This is a genomic window from Blastococcus xanthinilyticus (genome assembly GCF_008124835.1).
Classification (GTDB): Bacteria; Actinomycetota; Actinomycetes; order Mycobacteriales; family Geodermatophilaceae; genus Blastococcus; species Blastococcus xanthinilyticus.
The window spans coordinates 61,494-84,355 of sequence record NZ_VNHW01000010.1; the positions used below are offsets into that span (position 1 = coordinate 61,494).

At 75.1% G+C, this 22,862-nt stretch carries 29 protein-coding genes and 1 tRNA gene; 16 read left to right on the forward strand and 14 right to left on the reverse strand.

What is annotated here, in order from left to right:
* Positions 1–16 precede the first annotated feature (16 nt).
* The gene (locus BD833_RS15495) at positions 17–826 is read right to left on the reverse strand and encodes an Fpg/Nei family DNA glycosylase (RefSeq protein WP_166534050.1); all 810 of its coding nucleotides are present in this window, start codon (positions 824–826) and stop codon (positions 17–19) included.
* Positions 827–854: 28 nt separating this feature from the next.
* Entirely contained in the window at positions 855–1,175 is a 321-nt protein-coding gene (locus tag BD833_RS15500) for a GNAT family N-acetyltransferase (RefSeq protein WP_166534051.1), read from the reverse strand.
* Between the two features lie 183 nt (positions 1,176–1,358).
* On the opposite strand from BD833_RS15500, the gene BD833_RS15505 reads away from it, so the two are divergent.
* The 3 genes from BD833_RS15505 (at position 1,359) to BD833_RS15515 (ending at position 4,132) form a co-directional block, all read left to right on the forward strand.
* Positions 1,359–1,431, forward strand: a tRNA-Arg gene (locus BD833_RS15505).
* 290 nt (positions 1,432–1,721) lie between these two features.
* A complete protein-coding gene (locus BD833_RS15510) occupies positions 1,722–3,116 on the forward strand; it encodes a hemolysin family protein (RefSeq protein ID WP_166534052.1) in 1,395 nt (464 codons plus the stop codon).
* Complete coding sequence (locus BD833_RS15515; RefSeq protein WP_166534053.1) at positions 3,113–4,132, forward strand: hemolysin family protein; 1,020 nt, start codon at positions 3,113–3,115, stop codon at positions 4,130–4,132. The genes BD833_RS15510 and BD833_RS15515 overlap by 4 nt, the downstream gene beginning before the upstream one ends.
* A 75-nt stretch (positions 4,133–4,207) precedes the next feature.
* On the opposite strand, the gene BD833_RS15520 is transcribed toward BD833_RS15515, so the two are convergent.
* Positions 4,208–4,747: a DUF4396 domain-containing protein gene (locus tag BD833_RS15520; protein ID WP_166534054.1), complete on the reverse strand. Its 540-nt coding sequence runs from the start codon at positions 4,745–4,747 to the stop codon at positions 4,208–4,210.
* Positions 4,748–4,836: 89 nt separating this feature from the next.
* On the opposite strand from BD833_RS15520, the gene BD833_RS15525 reads away from it, so the two are divergent.
* The 8 genes from BD833_RS15525 to BD833_RS15560 all read left to right on the forward strand — a co-directional run bounded on the left by BD833_RS15525 (position 4,837) and on the right by BD833_RS15560 (position 9,721).
* On the forward strand, positions 4,837–5,202 hold the full coding sequence (locus BD833_RS15525) for an ArsR/SmtB family transcription factor (protein ID WP_166534189.1): 366 nt from the start codon (positions 4,837–4,839) through the stop codon (positions 5,200–5,202).
* Positions 5,199–5,897 (forward strand): cation diffusion facilitator family transporter, encoded by a 699-nt coding sequence (locus tag BD833_RS15530; protein WP_166534055.1) that lies wholly within the window; start codon positions 5,199–5,201, stop codon positions 5,895–5,897. The genes BD833_RS15525 and BD833_RS15530 overlap by 4 nt, the downstream gene beginning before the upstream one ends.
* A gap of 88 nt (positions 5,898–5,985) precedes the next feature.
* Complete coding sequence (locus tag BD833_RS15535; RefSeq protein ID WP_243737697.1) at positions 5,986–6,684, forward strand: response regulator transcription factor; 699 nt, start codon at positions 5,986–5,988, stop codon at positions 6,682–6,684.
* A 50-nt stretch (positions 6,685–6,734) separates the two neighbouring features.
* Positions 6,735–7,100, forward strand: coding sequence for a hypothetical protein (locus BD833_RS15540; protein WP_166534056.1), 366 nt, complete (start codon positions 6,735–6,737; stop codon positions 7,098–7,100).
* Positions 7,101–7,129: 29 nt separating this feature from the next.
* Positions 7,130–7,576: an SRPBCC family protein gene (locus BD833_RS15545; protein ID WP_166534057.1), complete on the forward strand. Its 447-nt coding sequence runs from the start codon at positions 7,130–7,132 to the stop codon at positions 7,574–7,576.
* Positions 7,577–7,624: 48 nt separating this feature from the next.
* A complete protein-coding gene (locus tag BD833_RS15550) occupies positions 7,625–8,482 on the forward strand; it encodes an NAD-dependent protein deacetylase (RefSeq protein ID WP_166534058.1) in 858 nt (285 codons plus the stop codon).
* Positions 8,479–8,769 carry a biopolymer transporter Tol gene (locus BD833_RS15555; protein WP_166534059.1) on the forward strand — a complete coding sequence of 97 codons (291 nt, stop codon included), beginning with the start codon at positions 8,479–8,481 and terminating at the stop codon, positions 8,767–8,769. Before BD833_RS15550 ends, BD833_RS15555 begins: the two co-directional genes overlap by 4 nt.
* Before the next feature lie 31 nt (positions 8,770–8,800).
* On the forward strand, positions 8,801–9,721 hold the full coding sequence (locus BD833_RS15560; protein WP_166534060.1) for an MSMEG_6728 family protein: 921 nt from the start codon (positions 8,801–8,803) through the stop codon (positions 9,719–9,721).
* On the opposite strand, the gene BD833_RS15565 is transcribed toward BD833_RS15560, so the two are convergent.
* The 3 genes from BD833_RS15565 to BD833_RS15575 are packed head-to-tail and all read right to left on the reverse strand — an operon-like array spanning position 9,687 to position 11,316.
* Entirely contained in the window at positions 9,687–10,553 is an 867-nt protein-coding gene (locus BD833_RS15565) for a phosphotransferase family protein (RefSeq protein ID WP_243737698.1), read from the reverse strand. The genes BD833_RS15560 and BD833_RS15565 overlap by 35 nt on opposite strands.
* Positions 10,550–10,963 (reverse strand): PaaI family thioesterase, encoded by a 414-nt coding sequence (locus BD833_RS15570; protein ID WP_208092699.1) that lies wholly within the window; start codon positions 10,961–10,963, stop codon positions 10,550–10,552. Before BD833_RS15570 ends, BD833_RS15565 begins: the two co-directional genes overlap by 4 nt.
* A complete protein-coding gene (locus tag BD833_RS15575) occupies positions 10,960–11,316 on the reverse strand; it encodes a VOC family protein (RefSeq protein WP_166534061.1) in 357 nt (118 codons plus the stop codon). Before BD833_RS15575 ends, BD833_RS15570 begins: the two co-directional genes overlap by 4 nt.
* Before the next feature lie 137 nt (positions 11,317–11,453).
* Between BD833_RS15575 and BD833_RS15580 the strand changes: the two genes are divergently transcribed.
* On the forward strand, positions 11,454–12,134 hold the full coding sequence (locus BD833_RS15580) for a YbaK/EbsC family protein (RefSeq protein ID WP_166534062.1): 681 nt from the start codon (positions 11,454–11,456) through the stop codon (positions 12,132–12,134).
* Positions 12,135–12,143: 9 nt separating this feature from the next.
* On the opposite strand, the gene mscL is transcribed toward BD833_RS15580, so the two are convergent.
* The 3 genes from mscL to BD833_RS15595 all read right to left on the reverse strand — a co-directional run bounded on the left by mscL (position 12,144) and on the right by BD833_RS15595 (position 13,651).
* Complete coding sequence (gene mscL, locus BD833_RS15585; protein ID WP_208092700.1) at positions 12,144–12,569, reverse strand: large conductance mechanosensitive channel protein MscL; 426 nt, start codon at positions 12,567–12,569, stop codon at positions 12,144–12,146.
* Positions 12,570–12,592: 23 nt separating this feature from the next.
* Positions 12,593–13,222 carry a Flp pilus assembly protein CpaB gene (cpaB, locus tag BD833_RS15590; protein ID WP_166534063.1) on the reverse strand — a complete coding sequence of 210 codons (630 nt, stop codon included), beginning with the start codon at positions 13,220–13,222 and terminating at the stop codon, positions 12,593–12,595.
* A gap of 96 nt (positions 13,223–13,318) precedes the next feature.
* The gene (locus BD833_RS15595; RefSeq protein WP_166534064.1) at positions 13,319–13,651 is read right to left on the reverse strand and encodes an FmdB family zinc ribbon protein; all 333 of its coding nucleotides are present in this window, start codon (positions 13,649–13,651) and stop codon (positions 13,319–13,321) included.
* A 209-nt stretch (positions 13,652–13,860) separates the two neighbouring features.
* Between BD833_RS15595 and BD833_RS15600 the strand changes: the two genes are divergently transcribed.
* From BD833_RS15600 to BD833_RS15610, 3 genes are read left to right on the forward strand one after another with little or no spacing between them, the layout of a single operon-like run.
* Positions 13,861–14,643 carry an MBL fold metallo-hydrolase gene (locus BD833_RS15600; protein ID WP_166534065.1) on the forward strand — a complete coding sequence of 261 codons (783 nt, stop codon included), beginning with the start codon at positions 13,861–13,863 and terminating at the stop codon, positions 14,641–14,643.
* 52 nt (positions 14,644–14,695) lie between these two features.
* Positions 14,696–15,157 carry a helix-turn-helix transcriptional regulator gene (locus BD833_RS15605; protein ID WP_166534066.1) on the forward strand — a complete coding sequence of 154 codons (462 nt, stop codon included), beginning with the start codon at positions 14,696–14,698 and terminating at the stop codon, positions 15,155–15,157.
* A 10-nt stretch (positions 15,158–15,167) separates the two neighbouring features.
* Entirely contained in the window at positions 15,168–15,578 is a 411-nt protein-coding gene (locus BD833_RS15610; protein ID WP_166534067.1) for a VOC family protein, read from the forward strand.
* Between the two features lie 12 nt (positions 15,579–15,590).
* On the opposite strand, the gene BD833_RS15615 is transcribed toward BD833_RS15610, so the two are convergent.
* Entirely contained in the window at positions 15,591–16,301 is a 711-nt protein-coding gene (locus BD833_RS15615; protein WP_243737699.1) for a MerR family transcriptional regulator, read from the reverse strand.
* Positions 16,302–16,422: 121 nt separating this feature from the next.
* Between BD833_RS15615 and BD833_RS15620 the strand changes: the two genes are divergently transcribed.
* On the forward strand, positions 16,423–18,816 hold the full coding sequence (locus tag BD833_RS15620) for an ATP-binding cassette domain-containing protein (protein ID WP_166534069.1): 2,394 nt from the start codon (positions 16,423–16,425) through the stop codon (positions 18,814–18,816).
* Between the two features lie 10 nt (positions 18,817–18,826).
* Here BD833_RS15620 and BD833_RS15625 read toward each other — a convergent pair whose 3' ends face one another.
* From BD833_RS15625 to BD833_RS15640, 4 genes are all read right to left on the reverse strand, one after another.
* Positions 18,827–19,300 (reverse strand): DUF5313 family protein, encoded by a 474-nt coding sequence (locus BD833_RS15625; RefSeq protein WP_243737700.1) that lies wholly within the window; start codon positions 19,298–19,300, stop codon positions 18,827–18,829.
* A gap of 38 nt (positions 19,301–19,338) precedes the next feature.
* The gene (locus BD833_RS15630; protein WP_208092702.1) at positions 19,339–20,049 is read right to left on the reverse strand and encodes an AAA family ATPase; all 711 of its coding nucleotides are present in this window, start codon (positions 20,047–20,049) and stop codon (positions 19,339–19,341) included.
* A gap of 99 nt (positions 20,050–20,148) precedes the next feature.
* Positions 20,149–21,669 carry a carboxyl transferase domain-containing protein gene (locus tag BD833_RS15635; RefSeq protein WP_166534071.1) on the reverse strand — a complete coding sequence of 507 codons (1,521 nt, stop codon included), beginning with the start codon at positions 21,667–21,669 and terminating at the stop codon, positions 20,149–20,151.
* Entirely contained in the window at positions 21,666–22,853 is a 1,188-nt protein-coding gene (locus tag BD833_RS15640) for a CaiB/BaiF CoA transferase family protein (RefSeq protein ID WP_166534072.1), read from the reverse strand. Before BD833_RS15640 ends, BD833_RS15635 begins: the two co-directional genes overlap by 4 nt.
* Positions 22,854–22,862 lie beyond the last annotated feature (9 nt).

The following is a 22,862-nucleotide window of genomic DNA, read 5'->3' on the forward strand; positions in this document are numbered from 1 at the left end:
CAGCGGCCGGTGCTCCTCACCCGGCCTGGCAGACGGGGCACCAGTAGAGGTTGCGGCCGACCATCACCTGGGTGCGGACCCCGGTGCCGCACAGCCGGCACGGCAGCCCGGTCCGGCGGTAGACGTAGTGCGCGTCCTCGCGCCGCACCGCACCGCTGCGCCGGGACCGGTGCTCGGGCCGGGTGGTGACGATGCGCCCCATCCGGACGCCGGCGCGCATGAGGGTCACGAGGTCCGGCCACATCGCCACCCAGAGCGCCGCGTCGACCTCGCGGCCCGGGCGGAACGGGGAGACCCCGTGCCGGAACAGCAGCTCGGCCCGGTAGACGTTGCCGACGCCGGCGAGCACCGACTGGTCCATGAGCAGCGCGCCGATCGCGGTGCGGCTGCCGGAGATGCGCCGGTGGGCGCGCGTGCCGTCGCTGCGGGGGCGCAGCGGGTCGGGCCCCAGCCGGTCGAGGATCCGGTCGACCTCCGGGACCGACAGCACCTCGCAGGCGGTGGGCCCGCGCAGGTCGGTCCACACCCCGGCGCCGTCGGGGCCCTCGCCCTGCCAGCGCATCCGCAGGGCGCCCTTCGCGGGCGGGGGCGTGCCCGCGCCGGTGGTGAAGGTGCCGTACAGGCCGAGGTGGACGTGCAGGCTGTCGCCGCCGAACCGGGCGAACAGGTGCTTGCCGTAGGAGTAGACCTCGTCCAGCGGCCGGCCGTCGAGCAGGGCGGCCCCGGCCTCGAACCGGCCCTGCGGGCTGGTGACGTGCACCGGACGGCCGGCGAACAGCAGCTGCTGCTCCCGCGCCAGGCGGAACAGGGTGTGGCCCTCGGGCATCCGCGCAGCCTAGGTGGCCGCGTCCGGCTCAGTGGTCGGCGGTCTCCAGGCCGAAGTGCGGCCGGTCGGCCGGCGCGACCAGGTCGGTCAGCTCGGGGTGCTGGAGGATGTAGCGCCGGATGAAGGAGCAGTAGGGCAGCACGGTGAGGCCGCGCTCCCGCGCGGCGGACAGCACCCCCGCGACCAGCGCCGTCCCGATGCCCTGACCGCCGACGGCAGGATCCACCTCGGTGTGCGGCAGGGTCATCTGCCCGTTCTCGACGTGGTAGCTGGCCAGCCCCACGACGTGCTCGCCCTGCCGGACCTCGAAGCGGCCCCGCTCGGGGACGTCGACCACCGTGGTCTCCATGTCCTGCTCCACCTCCCGTGACCTCCGGCGCCGGTGCCGGAGCTCGCCGTGTGTCCTCAGACCGTAACCCTTGGAAACGATCTCGTCGCTCTTCACTACCGACGAGTCGGGTGCTCCGGGGGTTCCGCGGGGGACCCGTTAGCCTCTCCGACGTCGGTCCAGGCGCGGGATCCCGCGCCTGAGGCCCCCGTAGCTCAGGGGATAGAGCATCGGTTTCCTAAACCGTGTGTCGCAGGTTCGAATCCTGCCGGGGGCACTTTCCGCCGCGTGCTGCCCGCATGGCGGTGAGCGCCTGGTCCGTGCGGTCACGCCGCAGGCCGCGGTCCGGCCGTTCCCGGGAACGGGACATCCCCCGGCGGCCCGCTGCGGACCGTGGCGGAGCGGGCCGGGGTCGTTCGGATCCACCGCCCGGAACGCCGGCCGGCGCCCCCGCGTTGACCCACGGGGTGACCACCTGCCCCGACTCCACTCGTCGAAGAGAGACATGAGCCCCGATCACAGTCCCCAGGCCGCGCATCCCCGCCCCGGTGAGGAGGTGCGTGGCCGGTGACCGAACTGCTCTCCCTCCTCCTGGGCGTGGCCGTCGTGCTGGCGATCACCGCTGTCACCGGGTACTTCGTCGCGCAGGAGTTCGCCTACATGGCGGTCGACCGCGCCACGCTGGCCGCCCGCGCCGAGGCCGGTGACGCGGTCGCCACGCGAGCCCTGGCGGTCACCCGCCGCACCTCGTTCATGCTGTCGGGCGCGCAGCTGGGCATCACCGTCACGGGACTGCTGGTCGGCTACGTCGCCGAGCCGCTGATCGGTGAGTCCCTCGGGGCGTTGCTCGGGGGCGTCGGCATCCCGACCGGGGTGGGCGTGGCTGTCGGTGCGGTGGCCGCGCTGCTGTTCTCCACCGTCGTGCAGATGCTGTTCGGCGAGCTGTTCCCGAAGAACCTCGCCATCGCCCGGCCCGAGCCGGTCGCCCGCTGGCTGGCCGCCTCCACGACGCTGTACCTCAAGGTGTTCGGCTGGCTGATCTGGGTGTTCGACCAGGCATCCAACCTGCTGCTGCGGGCGCTGAAGATCGAGCCGGTGCACGACGTGGAGCACGCCGCGACCGCCCGCGATCTGGAGCACATCGTCGAGGAGTCCCGGGAGAGCGGGGATCTGCCCGCGGAGCTGTCGATGCTGGTCGACCGGATCCTGGACTTCCCCGACCGCACCGTCGAGCACGCGATGATCCCGCGGCCCCGGGTCGGCACCGTGGCGACGACCGACACGCTCGGCCGGCTGCGCGAGCTGATGGCGTCGGGCCACTCCCGCTACCCGGTGCTCGACGTCGGGACCGGTGACGTGGCCGGCGTGGTGCATCTGGCCGATCTGCTCACCACGACCGAGCCCGACACCGCACCGGTGACCGCCATCGCGCGGGAGTGCCTGGTCGTGTCCACGTACACCTCGCTGCCCGACGCGCTGCGCGAGCTCGCCGACAGCGGCAACCAGATGGCCTGCGTGATCGACGAGTACGGCGGGTTCGCCGGCGTGCTCACCCTGGAGGACCTCGCCGAGGAGCTGGTCGGGGAGATCACCGACGAGCACGACGCCGAGCACCCCGAGTACGTCCCGGTGGAGGGCGACTCCGTGTGGGAGATGCCCGGCGACGTGCACGTCGACGAGGTCGAACGCGCCCTGGCCGTGGACCTGCCGCGGGGGAACTACGAGACGATCGCCGGCCTGGTCATCACCGCCGCCGGCGAGTTGCCCGAGCCCGGTGCGACCCTGGTCATCGATCTGCCGGCCGACCCCGGCGACCTGGTGCACGCCGACGACCCGGAGCCGCGGCTGCTGCACGTTCGGGTGCTCGCCGTGGACCGGCACGTGCCCTCGCGGGTGCGCCTCGAGCTCCCCGGCCGGGCGCGGCCCGACACGGCCACCGCCTCCGAGGAGGGCCCCCGATGAGCGACGACCCGTGGGTGATCGTGGCGGCCACCGTGGTCATCGTCGCCCTGTCCGCGTTCTTCGTCGCCGTCGAGTTCGCCGCGCTGGCCGCCAAGCGGCACCGGCTGGAGGAGGCCGCGCCGACCAGCCGCTCGGCGCGGGCGGCGCTGCGCAACTCCTCGGAGCTGACGCTGCTGCTGGCCGGCTCGCAGCTGGGCATCACCGCGGCCACCCTGGCCCTCGGTGCCATCAGCAAGCCGGCTGTGCACCACTGGCTCACCCCGGTGTTCGAGTCCTGGGGGCTGCCGCTGGTCGCCGCCGACGTCGCCGGGTTCGTCCTCGCGCTGCTGATCGTGACGTTCATCCACCTGGTGGTGGGGGAGATGGCCCCGAAGTCGTGGGCGATCGCCCACCCGGAGCGGTCGGCGACGCTGCTGGCGGCACCGATGCGGGCCTTCATGGCGGTGTTCCGGCCGTTGCTGCGCGCGCTGAACGCCGCCGCCAACACGCTGGTCCGCCGGGTCGGCGTGGAGCCGGCCGACGAGCTGGCCGTCGGGCACAGCCCCGAGACGCTGCGGCACCTGGTGGAGCACTCGGCGAACGTCGGGGCGCTGGACGCGCGGTTCTCCGCGCAGATCTCCGGCGCCCTGGAGCTGCAGCGGATGACCGTCAGAGAGCTGGTCACGCCGGGCGCGCCGCTGGCCGCGGTGCCCGCCGACGCCGCTGTCGATGTCGTCCGCGACGCCACCCGCCGCACCGGGCACCTGCGGATCCTGCTCGGCGACCGCGCCCGGCTGACCGGCGTGGTGCACGTCCGCGACACCCTCACCGCGCCCGACGGGACGGCCGCGGCCGAGTTCGCCCGGCCGGTGTTCGCCGTCGAGGCCGACACCGCCGTGCATGCCGCGCTCAAGGCGATGCGGGAGAGCCGCAACCACCTGGCCGTCGTCACCGACGCCGGCGCCGTCCTCGGCGTCGTCACCCTGGCCGACGTGCTGCGTCGGCTGTTCCCGCAGCCGGCCCCGACCGACGCCTGAGGCCGGGCAGCGGTCCGGCCGGGCTCGTGAGAGGGCCCGGCCGCACCGCTGCACCACGTCGCCGCCCGGGCCGGCTCACCCGTGGGCGCGCCTCGTGTGCTCTCCGCCGTGGGTGCTCCCGGCCTCGTGGTCGCTCCCGTGGCCGCCGTGGAACTGGTGCACCACGGCGTGGCCCTTGCCGCGGCCGATCAGCCAGCGGTTGACCGGCACGGTGACGACGAAGGCGACGGCGAGCGCGAAGGCCAGCGCGCCCCAGAACAGCCAGCTGTCCAGACCGGCCTCCATCGCGCCGGGCACCAGCAGCATGATCGCGTTGTCGACGACCTCCATGACCGTGATGGAGATCGTGTCGGCGGCCAGCGCGACCGGGACCGCGGCCCGCAGCGAGAGCCCCGAGCGCATCACCGGCCCGATGGTGAACGAGTAGCCGAACACGAACGCCAGCGCGACGGCGAGCACGATCGTCTGCACGTCCGACCAGCCCAGCGCGGTTCCGATGACCATGCCGAGCACCTCGCCGATCGCGCAGCCGGTGAGGCAGTGCAGGGTGGCGGAGATCGCCAGTCGGGTGAGGGCTGCGCCGGCAGGGCGGCCGTCGTGCGCAGAGTGGTCCATCGGACCTCCCGGGGGGTGAGTGTGGTGGCGCGGGGAGCACGAGCCCGTGGTGCTTTATTCCAGTTCGGCGCTAACATCGCCGCGTGACGATGAATGCGCCGGACGTGGACGTCCTCCCCGTCGACGAGACCGCTGCGCTCTCCGCGGCCGCGTGCCTGTTCCGCAGCCTGGGCGACCCGAGCCGCCTGGCGATCCTGCAGCACCTGGCCGCGACGGGGGAGCACCGCGTGCGCGAGCTCACCGAGCACCTGGGCCTGGCGCAGTCCACCGTCTCCAAGCACTGCCGCTGCCTGGCCGACTGCGGCCTGGTGCGGTCCCGGACCGAGGGGCGGGCGACTGTCTACTCGCTCGCCGGGCCGGAGGTGCTGGCGCTGCTCTCGGCCGCCGAGGGGCTGCTGGCCACCACCGGCGACGCGGTCGTCCTGTGCCCGGCGTACGGCGAGGCGACGCGGTGACCGCCGTCCACGCGCACCCCGTCCTGCCGGAGGCGGAGCGTGCCCGGCTGGGCCGACGTGCCCGGGTCCTGGCCGGCGCGAGCCTCACCTACAACGCCGCCGAGGCGGTCGTCGCGATCGCCGCCGGCCTGGCCGCCGGATCGGTCGCCCTGATCGGGTTCGGCCTGGACTCCGTCATCGAGGTCTCCAGCGCCGGGATCATCCTGTGGCAGTTCGCCCACCGGCTCCCGGAGTCCCGGGAGCGGCAGGCGCAGCGGCTGATGGCGGTGGCGTTCGGGCTGCTCGCCGCCTACGTCGCCGTCGAGTCGGTGCGGGCGCTGGTCGTCGGCGCGGAGCCCGATGCCTCCCCGGTCGGCATCGCCCTGACTCTCGCCAGCCTGGTCGTCATGCCGTTCCTGTCCCGTGCGCAGCGGCGCACCGGGCGGGCGCTGGGCAGCGCCGCCGTCACCGCCGACGGCACCCAGACGGCGCTGTGCGCCTGGCTGAGCGCCGCGGTCGCCCTCGGCCTGGTGCTCAACGCGACCCTCGGCTGGAGCTGGGCCGACCCCGCCGCCGGCCTCGTCATCGCCGGCATCGCGGCGCGCGAGGCGGTGCAGGCCTGGCGGGGCGAGGGGTGCTGCGCGCCCGGCGGGCACGCCACCGCGGAGCCGGACGCCGACGGGTGCGGGGCCGGCTGCGCCGACGGGTGCTGCTGAATCCGCGAAAGTCCTGCTCAAGCAGTACGTCCTCCCGGTCGATGGAATGCAGGTCAGCTCGTCACCGAACGGAAGCGGAGCTACCAGCGTGTCCATCGCCATGGCAGGCGTCACCCGAGTCCTCGTCCTCGCCGACGCCCCGGTGCTGCGGCGCGGTCTGGCCGGCATGATCGGCGAGACGGCCGGCATGCAGGCCGTCGGCGCGCCCGGCGAGCCGCGGCGGGCCGTGACCCTGGCCGAGTCGGCGCGCCCCGACGCCGTGGTGGTCGAGCTCGGCTCCGGCCGCAGCGAGACGCTGAACGCCTGCCGCGACCTGCGCCGCCGGTTCCCGCGCATCTCGATCGTCGCCGTGGCCACCTCGGACGACCCGGCCGTGGTCAACGAGGCGCTGGCCGCCGGCATCCGCGGCTACCTGCTCATGAACACCTCGGCCACGCTGCTCGGCTGGGCCGTGCTCGCCGCCCGCGCCGGCCGCACCGTCGTCGACCCGCAGATCCGCCGCGTCGAGGGGGGCACCGTTCCGGTGGTCCGCGAGCTCACGCCGGAGGTGCCGCTGACCCGGCGCGAGTCCGACGTCCTCGACGAGCTGGTCCTCGGCCAGTCGAACCGGAAGATCGGCGAGAACCTCTTCATCTCCGAGGACACCGTGAAGTCCCACGTCAAGGCGATCCTGCGCAAGCTCGGCGCCCGCGACCGGGCGCACGCGGTCTCCCTGGTGCTCAAGGCCCGCACCCCCGGCTGCACCTGCGGCGCGCACGACCTCACGGCCGCTCCGGCCCAGGTCTGACCAGGCCGCGGCCCGGCCCTCCGGCCGCCCGCGGGGTTACCGTGCAGGGCATGGTCGGCGTCCTGGCGGCTGTGCTGCTGCTCCTGCTGCTGGCCGGGGTCGTCGTCTGGACGGTCTCGGTGCCGCAGCCACGGATCGCTGCCGGCCGGCTGCTGCCCGCGCGCGAACGCGCGTGGCGGGAGCGGGCGGTGGCCGCCGCCCGCTGGAGCGCGGCGCACGACGAGGTCGACGGCGTCACGCGGGTGCTGCTGCGTCGCGTCTGCCCGGGGCCGGACGGGCATCCGGAAGTGCTCGAGGAGCGGGTGTTCGACAGCTTTCCCGCGCAGGACCCGATGTGGGAGGCCCGCTTCACCGAGGCGATGGCCGGCGCCCGGTTCCGCTGCTCCTACCTCAACACCGAGGAGGGGCAGGCGTAGCCGGCGCGGCGGGAGGCAGGATGGGCGGCATGGGTCAGGTCGTCGCCACCACCGAACGGGTCCTTCGCGCACCGGCGGACGTCGTCCGCGCCGCGCTCGCCGACTACGCCGTCACCCGGCCGCAGGTACTGCCCGAGCAGTACAGCGAGTACCGGGTGGACGCCGGCGGGCAGGGCGCCGGCACGCGGGTGCACTGGCGGCTGCAGGCCACCTCCAAGCGGGTGCGCGAGCAGGACGTCGTCGTCACCGAGACCCCGGACGGGGCGCTCGTGGAGACCGACACCAACTCCAGCATGGTCACCACCTGGACCGTCTCCGGCGCCGACGCGGGGGTGAGCACGGTGCGTGCCCGCACCACCTGGACCGGCGCCACCGGGATCGGCGGCTTCTTCGAGCGCACCTTCGCCCCGAAGGGCCTGGCCCGCATCCAGGACGCGCTGCTCACCCGCCTCGACGAGCGGCTCGCGGCCGGCTGACCCGCCGGCCCGGCGGCGCGACCGCCGTCCGGCAGGGACCATGGGCGGGTGACCCTCGCACTACCCGCCGTCCCGGGGACGGCAGCCGCGCTCGACGCGCTGGCCGATCTGGTCGCCGACGGCGACGTGCTGGTCCTCTCCGGGGCCGGCCTGTCCACCGATTCGGGCATCCCGGACTACCGCGGGGCCACCGGCGCCCTGCGCCGGCACACCCCCATGACCTACCAGACCTTCACCCGCGACCCCCGTGGCCGGCACCGCTACTGGGCCCGCAGCTTCGTCGGGTGGCGGCAGATGCGCGCCGCGCGGCCCAACGACGGGCACCGCGCCGTCGCCGCGCTGCAGGACGCCGGGCTGCTCGCCGGGCTGATCACGCAGAACGTCGACGGGCTGCACCAGGCCGGCGGGGCCCGCGACGTCGTCGAGCTGCACGGCGGCCTGGACCGCACCGTCTGCCTCGGCTGCGGGGACTACGCCGACCGAGCGGCGCTGGACGAGCGGCTGCGGGCGGCGAACCCGCACTTCGGCCCGCACGTGGACGAGATCAACCCCGACGGGGACGCCGAGCTGCCCGACGAGGTGCTCGACGGGTTCGTGATGGTGGGCTGCCTGGCCTGCGGCGCCGGGCCGCTCAAGCCCGACGTCGTGTTCTTCGGGGAGACGGTGCCCCGCGACCGCGTCGACCACTGCTTCTCCCTCGTCGAGGACGCCGGCAGCCTGCTGGTGCTGGGCTCCTCGCTGACCGTCATGAGCGGCTACCGGTTCGTGCTGCGGGCGGCCAAGCTCGGCGTCCCGGTCGCGATCGTCACCGTGGGGCCCACCCGCGGAGACGCGAAGGCCGACGTCCGGGTCGACGCGCCGCTGGGCGACGTCCTCCCGGCGCTCGCGGCCCGCTTCGCGGGATGACTCCGGAGCGCACCCCCGACGGGCGGTACGTCGTCGTCGACGGCCGGCGCTGGCGCACCGCGGACCCCGCGCTCCCGGACGACGTCCGCGCCCGGTTGCTGCACCACCTCGGCGTCGCGCGCTCGGCGGTGCGGAGCGCGCCGGACGACGCCGCGGTGGCCGCCGCCCGTGCCCGGGTGCAGCTGGCCAAGACCGGGCTGGGGGAGCGCGGCACCGCCTGGTGGGAGCAGTCGGACGCGGAACGACGGGACCGCTGGGAGACGGCGCTGCGCGCGCTGGGGGGTTGACCCCGCCCCGGACCGGGCAGGAACCGCCGCGATGCAGACCTTCGTGCCGGTGGCCGACTTCGAGGAGAGCGCGCGGCTGCTGGACTCCCCGCGGCTGGGCAAGCAGCGGGTCGAGACGCTGCAGATCCTGCGGGCGATCGAGCTGCCCGACTACGGCTGGGCCAGCCACCCCGCGGTCGCGATGTGGCGCGGCCGGACGGCGGCGCTGGTCGGCTACGGGCTGGCGATGGTGCGGGTCTGGCGCGAGCGCGGGTTCGCCGACTCGACCGAGACGCTGATCGGGGAGTTCGCCCCCGACGTCGTGGGCGTGCCGCAGGCGGAGCTCGCCGCCGCCGGGCTGCTGCCGTCGTGGGTCGGCAACGAGGCGCTGCACCTCTCCCACCGGTCCAACCTGCTCGCCAAGGACCCGGAGTTCTACCGGGGCCGGTTCACCGAGCTGTTCGGCCCCGAACCCGACGACCTGCCCTACGTGTGGCCCGGCGCCGACGACGTGCCGCCCGCGCCGGAGCCTGCGGGCGCGCGCGTCTGGGTGGTGCGGCCGCGGGCGCACACCGAGCTCGGCGCGTGCCTGGCGGCGGGCGTGGTCGGCCTGGGTACCCAGTCGGGCATCGACGTCGACGCCACCGGGATGGAGCCCGCCGAGCTCCGGGCGCTGGCCAAGGAGATCTCCGGCCGCCGCCCGGCCAAGGACCTGCGCCAGCTCTCGGCCTTCCTCGACGAGATGGCGCCCGGTGACCCGGTCGCGCTGCCCATCGAGCACGGCGCCGGGCTGCTCCTCGGCGAGGTGGTGGGGGACTACCTCTTCCAGGGCCGGGAGCTGCTGCCGCACCGCCGTCCGGCCCGCTGGGACCGGGTGGTGCCGCGCTCGGCGGTCCGCCCGCCGGCGACGCTGCAGGATCCGCGGGCGCTGTTCCAGGTCATCCTCGACCCGGCGGTGCTGGCTCCCCGCTGACCTCGGCCAGCCGCGCGTCGGCGGCGGACCGCAGGGCGGGGTGCCCGAGGGCGGCGACCCGGGTCCAGGCCGCGGCGTGCAGCCGGCGGAGCTCCAGCCACGGGGCCAGCTCCGCGTCGTCCGGGGCGCCGAGGGCATCCAGGGCGGCCCGGCCGTCCAGCCGGGAGGTGGCGCGCAGGCAGGCGAGATCCCACTCGCGCGGGCCGCTGCAGGTGTCCTCGAGGTCGGTCCAGCACCAGCCGCCGGGGGTGGCCAGCAGGTTGCCCGGATGGGCGTCGCCGTGCAGCACCTGCGCGGGGCCGGCGAGCCGGGGGAGCAGCCGCTCCAGGTGCCCGGCCACGGCGGCGAGCTGCCGTTCCGGCACGCCCCACCCCGCGCCCCGGCGGAGGAACGAGGCCAGGTCGTCCAGCGGGGTGGCCAGCGGCCGCCCGCCGACCGGCATGGCGCCGAGGACGCCGTGCAGGTCGGCGAGGGCGGCGGCGACCTCGGCCGGGCCGGGAGCCTCCGGGAGCACCTCGACGTGCGTCCAGAACGACAGCACCACGCCCTGGTGCCGGTGCGGCCCCGGCGGCAGGACCGCGCTCGGCGGGACGACGGCGGCCCCCGCCGCGGCCAGCGCGCCGGCCAGGGCGACCTCCCGGGCGGCGTGCCGCTCGGCGTCCGGGCGGAGCTCCCGGGTCAGCGTCAGCACGCGGGCGACCACCGGTGCCGGCCGCAGGTGCAGGACGACGTTGATGCCGTCCTGCAGCAGGTGCGGCTCGGTGGCCAGCCCGTGGGCGGCCGCGACCGCCCGCGCGGCCGCCACGGCCATGCCGATCCGGGCGGCGCTCACGCCCCGGGCAGCGGCACGTTCTGCAGTCGCACCTGGCCGCGGGCGACGAGCTTGCCGTCCTCCCGCGTCAGGCTGACCTGCCACAGCTGCTGGGTGCGGCCCTGCTGGATCGGCTCGGCGACGACGTCCACCCGCCCGGCGGTGACGCTGCGCAGGAAGTCGGTGTTGTTGTTGACGCCGACGGCGAACTGGCCGCGCTCGCGCACCGCCGCGCTGGCCCCGATGCTCGCCGCGGACTCGATGATCGCGCAGTAGACGCCGCCGTGGACCACGCCCCACGGGGTGTGCTGGTCGGGCCCGAGCTCGGCCCGGCCGGTCACCCGGGTGCCGCTGGCCTCCACCGGGTCGAAGCCGGTCGCGGCGACGAACGGGCCGGCCGCGGCCCGCGCCACCGGGGGGAGGTCGCTCACGCGTCCCACACCAGGCAGAAGGGGTGGCCGACCGGGTCGGCGTAGACCCGGAAGTCGCCGCCGCCCCCGGGCAGCGGCCGGGCGCCCAGGGCCAGCGCCTTCGGCTCGGCCTCGCCGATGTCGGCGACCCGGATGTCGAGGTGGAACTGCTGCGGCCGCGCCGGGTCCGGCCAGTCCGGCGGCTGCAGGTCCGGTGCCTGCTGGAAGGCGATCCGGTACCCCGCGCCGGTCACCACCACCCAGTCGTCGCCGGGCTCGCCCTTCACCTCCATGCCGAGCAGGTCCGCGTAGAAGGTGGCGAGCGCGTGGGCGTCAGGGGCGTCGATGACGACGGAGTGCAGCTGACCGATCATGGGCCCATCCTGGCTTCCGGGGACGGCGGAGGACAGCGGGAGCCCGGCCACCGGTCGCAGCGATCCGGCCCCCGGCTGCGGGCCCGGGGGCGCGTGGCCCAGGATCGGTCCGTGCCCGCCTGCTCCGGACCCGCCCGATGACCGCCCCCACGCTGGGCTCGCTGCGCTGGCTGCCCGCCGCCGAGCGGCCCGACCTGCTGGCCGCGCCGGTCGCGGCCGCGCTGCCCGCACTGACCGCCGCCGCCTGGGTCGCCGAGATCGACGCCGACCTCGCCGACACCACCGCCTTCTCCGACGCCTACGCGGTGCCGCTCGCGGCGTCGGCCAACTGCGTGGTCGTCGCGGCCCGGCGGGCGGGGGAGACCACGCTGGCCGCGTGCGTCGTGCTGGCCACCACCCGCGCCGACGTCAACGGGCTGGTGCGCCGGCACCTCGGGGCCCGCAAGACCTCGTTCGCGCCGCAGGACGTCGCCGTCGCCGAGAGCGGCATGGCCTTCGGCGGGATCACCCCGGTCGGCCTGCCCGGGTCGTGGCCGCTGCTGGTCGACGCCGCCGTCGCCGCGGCCGACCTGGTCGTCGTGGGCTCGGGGATCCGCGGCAGCAAGCTGGCGGTGCCGGGCACGGCGCTCGCGGCGCTGCCCGGCGCGCAGGTCCTCGACGGGCTGGGGCAGCCGCCGGCCGCGCCCGCCCCGCCCGCCGCGCCGCGCGAGCGGGCACCGGACGACAGCGACGTCGGCTGGGGGGAGCGGCCCTCCGACGTCTCCGACGACGACCGGCGCTACCTCGAGGACCGCCCGCCGCACTGGGGGAGCGACTGAGCGCGGAGCTCAGCGCGCCGGCGGGGTGGCCGGGCCCTCCGGGTCCAGCCCCTGCTGGGCGCGCAGCAGGTCGCGGATCTCGGTGAGGAGCTCCAGCTCGGTGGGGCCGACGGGGCCCGCCTCCTCGCCGCGGGCCCGGCGCTCGAACAGCCGGTGGATCGGCAGCACGACCAGGAAGTAGACGACCGTCGCGGTCAGCACGAAGGTGATGACGGTGCTGAGGAACGCCCCCCAGGTGAACTGCTGATCGTCCACCTCCAGCACGCCGCCCAGCTCGCCACCGCCGCCGAGCAACCCGATGAGGGGCCGCAGGAACGAGTCGGCGAACGAGGTGACCACGGCGGTGAACGCCGAGCCGATGACGACGGCCACCGCGAGGTCGACGACGTTGCCGCGGAACAGGAAGTCCTTGAAACCGTTCAGCACGCCGACCATCCAGCCACACCCGAGCCGGTTCCTCAGCCCGGGGGTGGCGGCAGGCTGACCGTCAGCGTCGCGGTGGCGGCCGCCGTCGCGAGCCGGGCCGCCGTCTCCGGGTCGACGGCGAGCAGCAGCAACCCGGCGCCCGGGGCGTCGCCGCCGTCCGCTCCCGGTGCCGCGAGGACCAGCGCGGCCGAGGCGACCCGCTCGGCGGTGCTCCCCTCGGCGCCGGCCGCCAGGACGTCGACCCGGTCCCCGGTGCGCACGAGGGCGGCGACCGCGAGGTCGGCCAGCCGCACGGGCGCCGCGACCTGGCCGGCCGGCAGCTGGTCGGTGAGCCCGGGGCCGACCAGCCGGGCGTCGGTCAGCGGTTCCCCCGCCCGGACCGGGCCGGCGAGGACCCGGCGCAGCAGCACGTCCGGGGTGCCCGCCACGCCGTCGGGCACCGCCGCCGCCGGGAGCCGGACCACGCGCAGGTGGTCGGCGCCCAGCGCGGTACCGGCCGGGAGGGGGACGGCGGCCACCACGACCGGGGAGCCCGGCGGCGGGCGTCCGGCCGGCGCCGTCCCGGGCCGCATCGCGAGCACCAGGGCCATTACGGCCAGTGCGGCGGCGACCGCCCGCCGGGCGGCGAGCAGCGGGAACCGGGGCCGGCGCAGGCGGGGCATGCGCCCACCGTGCCGGTGCGGGGAGGCCGGGTGGGCCGGCTACCCGGTGCTGTGGACGGGCGCCGTCCCTGTGGACGGCGCCCGGCCGCGCGAGCGCTAGTTGGCGGCCTTGGCCGCGCTGCCGGAGGAGGACGCCGCCGGGGTGCTGGAGGAAGAGCCCGACGAGCTCTCCTTCGCCGGAGCCGGAGCCTTGTCCGACGACTTGTCGGCCGACGAGCTGCCGGCGCTCTCCGAGGCCGAGCTGCTCTTCCGGCTGTCGGTGCGGTAGAAGCCCGAGCCCTTGAAGACCACGCCCACCGACCCGTAGACCTTGCGCACCGGGGCGCCGCACTCCGGGCACTCGCTCACCGCCGCGTCGGTGAAGGACTGCACGACCTCGAACTGGTGCTTGCCCTCGGGGTTGGTGCAGGCGTACTGGTACGTGGGCACGACGTGGCTCTCCCTGGTCGAGCGGAGGTGGGTGCCGGGCTGGCACTCCCGCCCGGCGACTGCCAATGATGCGCCATGCATCGACCGTCGTCCACGTGCGGAGGCGAGTGTCCGGCCACCCCCTCCCCGTGCGGGTGACCGCGGAGCCGTGGTCCCGGCGCACTACGGTCGCGGCACGCACGTCCCCCGACGGATCCGCGAGGTGCCCCATGCCCGACGCCACCGCCAGTGACCCTGCCGCCAGCGATGAGGTCTCCGTCCGGGTGTTCGGCGGACCGACCACGCTCATCGAGTACGGCGGCCTCCGGCTGCTCACCGACCCGACCTTCGACGGCCCCGGCGACTACCCCATCGGGCCCGGGCGCGTGCTGACCAAGACCGCCCCCTCCCCGGTCGGGCCCGCCGACGTCGGCCCGGTGGACGCGGTGCTGCTCTCCCACGACCAGCACCCCGACAACCTGGACACCTCGGGCCGGGCGATGCTCGCCGACGTCCCGCTCGTCCTCACCACCGGCAGCGGCGCCGGCCGGCTGGGCGGTACCGCCCGCGGCCTCACCCCCTGGAAGACCGTCGAGCTGCCGCGCCCCGACGGCGGCACCGTGACCGTGACGGCGACCCCGGCGCAGCACGGCCCCGAGGGCTGCGAGCCGGTCACCGGTGAGGTGATCGGCTTCCTCCTCACCGGCGCCGGCCTGCCGACGGTGCACGTCAGCGGCGACAACGCGTCGCTGGACGTGGTCCGGGAGATCGCCGCCCGCGTCGGCCCGGTCGACACCGCGGTGCTGTTCGCCGGGGCCGCCCGCACGGCGTTGTTCGACGGCGCGCTGCTCACCGTCGACGGCGCCCGGGCGGCCGAGGCCGCGGAGCTGCTCGGCGCCCGCCGCGTCGTCCCCGCCCACTGCGACAGCTGGGCGCACTTCACCGAGAGCCGCGACGACCTCGTGGCCGCCTTCACCGCCGCCGGGCTGGCCGACCGCCTCCAGCTGGGGTGAACCGCGGCGGACCCGCTCGACCAGCCGCGCGGGGCTTGGCACGATCGCGGTCGTGACCAGCGCAGCCGCCACCGACCAGCGGCTGCGCGACCTCGCCCGGCTGCGCCGGGTCCGTGACCGGATCGACCGCGAGTACGCCCAGCCGCTGGACGTCGAGGGCCTCGCCCGCGGCGCGCACATGTCCGCCGGTCACCTCAGCCGCGAGTTCCGGGCGGCCTTCGGGGAGTCCCCGTACGCCTACCTCATGACCCGGCGGATCGAGCGGGCGATGGCGCTGCTGCGCCGCGGCGACCTCACCGTCACCGAGGTCTGCTTCGCGGTCGGCTGCTCCTCGCTGGGCACGTTCAGCACCCGCTTCACCGAGCTGGTCGGCATGCCGCCCAGCGTCTACCGGCGGCAGGAGGGCCAGGCGACGGCGGGGATGCCGGCGTGCGTGGCCAAGCAGGTGACCAGACCGGTCAGGCTCCGTCATCGGTCAGGAATCGAGAAGCACCTCCCCGGGCGCCGTCCCTAGCGTGACCGGCATGGACATCACCATCCACTCCAGCTTCCTGCCGCACACCGACCCGGAGGCCTCGCTGGCCTTCTACCGGGACGTCCTCAGCTTCGAGGTCCGCCTCGACGTCGGCTACGAGGGGATGCGCTGGATCACCGTCGGCCCTCCCGGTCAGCCGGACACCGCCATCGTCCTGCACCCGCCGACCGCATCCCCGGGGCTCACCGACGACGACAAGCGCACGATCCAGGAGCTCATGGCCAAGGGCAGCTTCTTCGGCGTCAACCTCGCCAGCAAGGACCTCGACGCCACGTTCGCCACGCTGGAGCGCAGCGGCGCCGACATCGTCCAGGAGCCCACCGACCAGCCCTACGGCCTCCGCGACTGCGCCGTCCGCGACCCGGCGGGCAACATGATCCGCATCCAGCAGCTGGCCTGACGCGCTCCGGTCTCACCCGCCGTCGCGCACCCGGAGGTGCTCGGCCAGCGCACCGGCCGCGGCGAGCATCGCCCGCCCGCGGCCGGTGAGCCGCTGCCGCCAGGCCTCCAGCGACCCGGCGAGCGCCTCGGTGCCGCCGGCCGTGCGCACCTGGTGCAGCACCGTGGCGATGTGCTCGAGCGGGTGCCCGCCGCGCCGGAGCAGGTGGGCGAGGGAGGCGTCGCGGACGTCGTCGGCGGTGAACCGGCGCTGGCCGGTGCGCGGGTCGCGGCCGGGCGCCAGGATGCCGATCCGCTCCCACGTCCGCAGGGTCGCCGGCGAGACCCCCAGCCGGTGCGCCAGTGCGCCGATCGCGACGGCGCCGTCCCGGCGTGCCGAGGCGGGCGGCTGCACGAGCGCGCCGGCGGCGGCCGAGACGGCGTCGAGGGTCTCCCGGTCGCGCAGCAGCTGGGCGTGGCTGCGGTCGATCTCGCGCAGCGCAGCGTCCAGGTCGCCGGCGTTGACCGCCCGCATGACCTGCCCGCCGGTCGCGTGGCCGTGCGCGGCGACCAGCGCGAGGTAGGCGCGCAGCGCGGAGGCGTGCGCGGCCGAGTAGCTGCGGTAGCCGCTGGGAGTGCGCTCGGCCGGCGGGAGGAAGCCGTCGCGCTCGTAGTTGCGCACCGCCTGCGTCGAGATCCCGTGCTCCCGAGCGAGGTGCACCGGGCGCAACGGCGTACCGGCCACCTGTACCTCCCTTTGAGGGTCCATCGCCCTGCCCCCTTGCATCCGGAGAAGGAACGTTCAACGGGCCGTTCAGCGATACGGTAGAACGCGCACCGTCGGCCCGCCCGAGACAGGAGATGCCATGAGCACGGTTCCGAGCACCGGGGAGCGGCCGCCCGGGCTGCACCCCGCCGACACGCACGACCTGATCCGCGTGCTCGGAGCGCGGGTGAACAACCTCAGGGACGTCAGCGTCGAGATCCCGAAGCGGCGGCTGACGGTCTTCACCGGGGTGTCCGGCTCGGGGAAGAGCTCGCTGGTCTTCGACACGATCGCCGCCGAGTCGCAGCGGCTGATCAACGAGACCTACAGCGCCTTCGTGCAGGGGTTCATGCCGGCCCTGTCCCGGCCGGAGGTCGACCTGCTCGAGGGGCTGACGACGGCGATCCTCGTCGACCAGGAGCGCATGGGCGCCAACCCCCGGTCCACCGTGGGCACGGCCACGGACGCCAACGCGATGCTGCGGATCCTGTTCAGCCGGCTCGGCACGCCCCACATCGGGCCGCCCACGGCGTTCTCGTTCAACGTCCCGACCCGCAGGGCGAGCGGGGTGATGAGCACGGAGAAGTCCGGCGGCCGGGTCGAGAAGGCCGTGGTGAAGGACGCCGTCTACCTGGGCGGCATGTGCCCGCGCTGCGAGGGCATGGGCTCGGTCTCCGACTTCGACCTCACGGCGCTGTACGACGAGGGCAAGTCACTGGCCGAGGGCGCGCTGACCGTCCCCGGCTACAGCATGGACGGCTGGTACGGGCGGATCTTCGCCGGCGCGGGCTTCGACATGGACAAGCCGATCAAGCGGTACACCAAGAAGGAGCTGCACGACCTCCTGTACAAGGAGCCGACCAAGATCAGGGTCGAGGGCATCAACCTCACCTACGAGGGCGTCATCCCGAAGATCCAGAAGTCCATGCTTGCCAAGGACGTCGACGCGCTGCAGCCGCACATCCGGCGCTTCGTCGAGCGGGTGATCACCTTCCAGACCTGCCCGGCGTGCGACGGGACGCGCCTGACCCCGGAGGCCCGGTCGTCGACGATCGAGGGCAGGAACATCGCCGACCTCTGCCAGATGCAGATCAGCGACCTCGCCGGCTGGGTCCGCGAACTCGACGACGCCTCGGTGGCCCCGCTCCTCACCGGTCTGCGGCACCTCCTCGACTCCTTCACCGAGATCGGGCTGGGCTACCTCTCCCTCGACCGGCCGGCGGGCACGCTGTCGGGTGGCGAGGCGCAGCGCACCAAGATGATCCGCCACCTCGGGTCCTCGCTCACCGACGTCACCTACGTGTTCGACGAGCCCACCATCGGCCTGCACCCGCACGACATCGAGCGGATGAACGACCTGCTCCTGCAGCTGCGGGACAAGGGGAACACGGTGCTCGTCGTCGAGCACAAGCCCGAGACGATCGCCATCGCCGACCACGTCGTCGACCTCGGTCCCGGCGCCGGCACCGGCGGTGGGAAGGTGGTGTTCGAGGGCACCGTCGAGGAGCTGCGGGCCGCCGACACGGTGACCGGACGGCATCTCGACGACCGGGCCAAGCTGAAGGACTCGGTGCGCACACCGTCCGGTGCGCTGGAGATCCGCGGCGCGAGCACCCACAACCTGCGCGACGTCGACGTCGACATCCCGCTCGGGGTGCTCGTCGTCCTCACCGGCGTGGCCGGCTCGGGGAAGAGCTCGCTGATCCACGGCTCGGTCGCCGGCCGCGACGGCGTGGTCATGGTCGACCAGGGCGCGATCCGCGGGTCGCGACGGAGCAACCCCGCGACCTACACCGGCCTGCTCGAGCCGATCCGGAAGGCCTTCGCGAAGGCCAACGGGGTCAAGCCGGCGCTGTTCAGCTCGAACTCCGAGGGCGCCTGCCCGACCTGCAACGGCGCCGGCGTCATCTACACCGAGCTCGGCGTCATGGCCACCGTCGAATCACCCTGCGAGGAGTGCGAGGGCAGGCGCTTCCAGGCCGCCGTGCTCGAGTACACCCTGGGTGGCCGGAACATCGCCGAGGTCCTGGCGATGTCGGTGACCGAGGCCGAGGAGTTCTTCGGTGCCGGCGAGGCGCGCACGCCCGCGGCGCACAAGGTCCTGGAGCGGCTCGCCGACGTCGGGCTCGGCTACATCAGCCTCGGCCAACCGCTCACCACGCTCTCCGGCGGCGAGCGGCAGCGGCTGAAGCTGGCCACCCAGATGGCCGACAAGGGGGATGTCTACGTCCTCGACGAGCCGACCACCGGCCTGCACCTGGCCGACGTCGAGAACCTGCTCGGCCTGCTCGATCGGCTGGTCGACTCCGGGAAGTCGGTCATCGTGATCGAGCACCACCAGGCGGTCATGGCGCACGCCGACCGGATCATCGACCTGGGCCCCGGCGCCGGCCACGACGGCGGGCGGATCGTCTTCGAGGGGACGCCGGCCGACCTGGTCGCCGCCCGCTCGACCCTCACCGGGGAGCACCTCGCCGCCTACGTCGGCGGCTGAGCGGCGCCGCTCAGCGCCCGGTGCGCTGCCGGTAGCGGGCGGCGCGCCGGGCGGCGGCGGCCCGCTTGCGCTCGCTCTCCCGCTGCTGGCGGCCCAGGCCCGCCTGGTCGCGGACCGCGGTCGCCGTCCCCGCCGGGTAGCCCGCCTTCACCACCCGGTTCTCCGTCGTCTCGGGCATGTAGGCCAGCGAGAAGATCATCCCGAGGAAGATCCCGCCGCCGGCGACCGCCAGTCGCAGCCCCAGCGGGGCGGGCAGGAAGATCACGACGAGCGCGATCGGCACGGCCAGCTGGACCAGCGTGCGGACGACGTGCCGGGCCCACCAGGTGCCGGTCGTCGTGTCGTGCAGCACCCAGCCGCGGTGCCGGGTCGGTAGCCCGCCGCCGAGGGCGTACCAGAACCACCGGTGCGGAGCCGGGCGGACGACGGGGTCGCCCGGCCCCGGGCGGTCGTCGGCCACGGCGCTCCCGTCGGTGGGGTTCACGCACGCCATGGTCCCAGCACCCGGGAGACCGGAGGCGGTCAGGACAGGTGTCGCAGGAAGGACCGCGGATCGACCAGGAACTGCCGCCAGCTCGCGACCAGCTCCAGCTCCGACCACTCGGCCTCGCGCAGACCCCAGGAGCCGACCTCGAGGATGCGTGCTCCGGGGAGGGCCGCGAGGAGCGGGGAGTGGGTGGCGATCAGCACCTGCGCGCCGCGGTCGACCAGCCCGGCCAGCTGCACGACCAGCGAGAGGGTGCCGGTGAACGACAACGCCGCGTCCGGCTCGTCCAGCAGGTAGAGACCCCCGGAGGACATGCGGCTGCCCACGATGGCGAGCAGGCCCTCGCCGTGGGACATCTCGTGGAAGAGCGGGTCGGGACCGCCGGTGGACTCCAGGTAGCTGTACAGCCCGTGCAGGGTCTCGTCGCGGAGGAAGTAGGCCCAGCGATCGGCGCCGGGAGGGCGCTCGACGATGAGGTCCAGCGATCCGGGTTCGCTCCGCCGGGTGACCAGCCGGGTGTTCCGCGAGCCGCCCTCGGCGTTGATCCCCAGCGCGGCGGCGAGCACCTCGAGCACGGTCGACTTGCCGGAGCCGTTCTCACCGACCAGCACGGTGGCGCCCGGCCCCAGCGCGAGACCTTCCCGGAGGATCTGCGCGATCGCCGGCACGGTCGCGGGCCAGACGTCGGGCGCCGGCGGTGGGGCACCGGGGTCGGGCCGGAACCTGCGCACCGGTTGACTCGCCACGAACGCATCCTGGCTCACCGTGCGTGGTCCTGGCTCACCGTCGACGGTGAGCCAGGACCCTTGACGATCAGGTCACCTGATCATCAGGGGCGACGGGCGTCAGCGGCCGAGGTGCCGGTAGCGGTGCAGCCGGGTGCGGAAGCGCTCGGTGTCGTCCCGGCCGAGCAGCCCGGCCAGCTCCTCGCCGAGCACCCGGCCCAGCCTGCGGCAGAACTCGACCGGCTCGTCGGCGGCGTCCGGGCGCTCGGGCACCACCCGGTCGACGATCCCGGCGCGCCACAGGTCGGTGCCCCGCACGCCCTGCGCGGCGGCCATCTCACCGGCCCGGTCGACGGTGCGGTGCACGATCGCCGAGGCGCCCTCCGGCGGGAGCGGGCCCAGCCAGCCGTTGGCCGCCGCGAGCACCCGGTCGGCCGGGACCAGCGCGAGCGCGCCGCCGCCGGTGCCCTGCCCCAGCAGCACCGAGAGCGTCGGCGCCCTGAGGACGACGAGGTCGTGCAGGCAGCGGGCGATCTCCCCGGCCAGGCCGCCCTCCTCGGCCTCCCGGGACAGCGCCGCCCCGGGGGTGTCGATCAGCGTCACCAGCGGCAGCCGCAGCTCCTCGGCCAGCCGCATGCCGCGCCGGGCCTCGCGCAGCGCCGCCGGGCCCAGCTGCGCCGACATCGACTGGCCGCGCCGGTCCTGGCCCAGCACGACGCACGGCGCGCCCCCGAACCGGGCCAGCGCGAGCAGCAGCCCCGGGTCCTTCTCGCCGGCGCCGGTGCCGGACAGCCCGACCACGTCGGTCGCCGCCGTCCGCAGCAGCCGCCGGACGCCGGGCCGGTCCTCCCGCCGCGACGCGGTGACCACGTCCCAGGCGCTGCGCCCGTCCTCCGGGTCGTCGGCGTCGCTGCCGTCCTCGGCCGTGGGCCGCTCGGCGCCGGCGACGTCGAGGTGCCAGGTCTGCCGGGCGGCGAGCACCCGCAGCGCCCGGTCGGCGACCTCCGCGATCTCCTCGTGCGGGACGACGGCGTCGAGCAGGCCGTGCTCGGCGAGGTTCTCCGCCGTCTGGACGTCCTCGGGGAACGGCTCGCCGTACAGCGCCTCGAACACCCGCGGGCCGAGGAAGCCGATGGCGGCGCCCGGCTCCGCGATGGTCACGTGCCCGAGCGACCCCCAGGAGGCGAGCACCCCGCCGAAGGTGGGGTGCCGCAGGTACACCAGGTAGGGCAGGCCCGCCTCCTTGTGCCGGGCGATGGCCGCGGTGATGCCGATCATCTGCAGGAAGGCGACGGTGCCCTCCTGCATCCGGGTGCCGCCGGACACCGGCGCGGCCAGCAGCGGCAGCCCCTCGTCGGTGGCCCGCTCCACGGCGCCGATCAGCCGCTCGGCCGCCGCCACCCCGATGGACCCGGCCAGGAAGCCGAACTCACCGGCGACGACGGCGACCCGGCGGCCGCGCAGCCGCCCCTCGCCGGTGATGACCGACTCGTCCTGCCGGCTGCGCTCCGCCGCGCGGGCCAGCTCGGCGGCGTACTCCGGTGCGACGTCGCGCGGCGGGATGGGCGAGTCCCACGACTGCCACGACGCCGGGTCCAGGACAAGGTCGCGCAGCGTCCGGGCGTCCACCCGCGCGGTCACGGCTCGGACCCGCCCAGCCAGGCCCGGATCGTGTCGCCGTCGGCGCCCAGCACCGGGGGAGCGGTGTGCTCGCGCCGGGTCGTCTCGGTCTCGCCGTCCGGCCCGGCCGAGAAGAACCGGAGCGGCGGGCCGGGCAGCTGCACCCGCCCGAGGGTGGCGTGGTCGACGTCGACCAGCAGCCCCTGGGAGAGCGCCTGGTCCCAGCCGTAGACCTCGTCGATCGAGCGGACCTTGCCCGACGGGATGCCCACCTTCCCGAGCCGGGCGAGCAGCTCCTCGGCGGGGATGTCGGCGAACGCGGCCTCGAGCAGCGCGATCACCTCCTGGCGGTGCTCCACGCGGTCGCCGTTGGTCTCCATCCCGGGCGCCTCGGGGTCGAAGCCGAACTCGGCGCAGAGCTTCCGCCACAGCGAGTCGTTCGCGCAGGCCACCTGCACGCTGCCGCCCTTGCAGTGGAACAGCCCGTAGGGCGCGATCGAGGGGTGGTGGTTGCCCTGAGCGGCGCCGACCTTGCCGGCCACCGTCCACGCCGTCCCCTGGAAGGCGTGCACCCCGACGATCGCGGCGAGCAGCGAGGTGCGCACCACCTGGCCGCGGCCGGTCCGCTCCCGCTCCATGAGCGCGGCGAGCACCCCGTAGGCGCCGTACATGCCGGCCAGGAGGTCGCCGATCGGCACCCCCACCCGCTGGGGGTCGTCGGGCCCGGAGCCGGTGAGCGACATCAGCCCACCCTCGCCCTGGGCGATCTGGTCGTAGCCGGCCCGGCCGCCCTCGGGGCCGTCGTGGCCGAACCCGCTGATCGCCAGCGTGACCAGCCGCGGGTTGAGCCCGGCCAGCACGTCGGTGCCGAAGCCGAGCCGGTCGAGCGTGCCGGGCCGGAAGTTCTCCAGCAGCACGTCGGCCCGCCGCAGCAGCTCGGTGAGCACCGCCGTGTCGGCCGCGTCCTTGAGGTCGAGGGTGATCGACTCCTTGTTCCGGTTCGTGGACAGGAAGTACGTCGACTCCCGCTCACCGGAGTCGGGCTGCACGAACGGCGGCCCCCAGCCGCGGGTGTCGTCCCCGCTGCCGGGGCTCTCCACCTTGATCACCCGGGCGCCGAGGTCGCCGAGCATCATCGCGGCGTGCGGACCGGCGAGGGCGCGGGTCAGGTCGACGACGAGGACGCCGTCCAGAGGTCCGGTCATGGCGGGGTT